General features: G+C 45.2%; 1 protein-coding gene. It reads left to right on the forward strand.

The genetic code is table 11. The features are described 5' to 3' along the window. A partial coding sequence (tuf, locus tag I6F50_RS20125) for an elongation factor Tu (RefSeq protein WP_024589504.1) occupies positions 1 to 1,149 on the forward strand: 1,149 nt, incomplete at its 5' end. Position 1,150 lies beyond the last annotated feature (1 nt).

The raw sequence follows: 1,150 nt of genomic DNA on the forward strand, positions 1-1,150 counted from the left end.
GTAAACGTTGGTACAATCGGCCACGTTGACCACGGTAAAACTACACTAACTGCAGCAATCACTAACGTACTTGCAAAAGTATACGGCGGTGTTGCTAAAGATTTCGCATCAATCGACAACGCTCCTGAAGAGCGCGAACGTGGTATCACTATTTCAACGTCTCACGTTGAATACGATACTCCTTCACGTCACTACGCACACGTAGATTGTCCTGGTCACGCCGATTATGTTAAAAACATGATCACTGGTGCTGCTCAAATGGACGGCGCGATCTTAGTAGTTGCTGCGACTGATGGCCCTATGCCACAAACGCGTGAGCACATCCTTCTTTCTCGTCAAGTTGGCGTTCCTTACATCATCGTGTTCATGAACAAATGTGACATGGTAGATGACGAAGAGCTACTTGAACTAGTAGAAATGGAAGTTCGTGAACTTCTTTCAGAATACGATTTCCCAGGTGATGACTTACCTCTAATTGCTGGTTCTGCGCTTAAAGCGTTAGAAGGCGAGAAAGAGTGGGAAGATAAGATTGTTGAGCTTGCAAACGCACTTGATACTTACATCCCAGAGCCAGAGCGTGACATCGATAAGCCTTTCATCATGCCTATCGAAGACGTTTTCTCAATCCAGGGTCGTGGTACTGTTGTAACTGGTCGTGTTGAAGCTGGTATCATCCGCATCAATGACGAAGTAGAAATTGTTGGTATCAATGATACAACTCGTTCTACTTGTACTGGTGTTGAAATGTTCCGTAAGCTTCTAGACGAAGGTCGTGCTGGCGAAAACATCGGCGCACTTCTACGTGGTACTAAACGTGAAGACGTTGAACGTGGTCAAGTACTAGCTAAGCCTGGTTCAATCAACCCACATACTACATTCACTTCAGAAGTATACGTACTTTCGAAAGATGAAGGTGGTCGTCATACTCCATTCTTCAAAGGTTACCGTCCACAGTTCTACTTCCGTACAACTGACGTAACTGGTGACGTACAGTTACCAGATGGCGTAGAAATGGTAATGCCTGGTGATAACATCAAGATGACAGTAACTCTAATCGCACCAATCGCGATGGATGAAGGTCTTCGTTTTGCTATCCGTGAAGGTGGTCGTACTGTAGGTGCTGGTGTTGTAGCAACTATCGTAGCGTAAT

It is taken from the genome of Pseudoalteromonas sp. NZS127_1 (genome assembly GCF_015864295.1).
Lineage (GTDB): Bacteria > Pseudomonadota > Gammaproteobacteria > Enterobacterales > Alteromonadaceae > Pseudoalteromonas > Pseudoalteromonas arctica.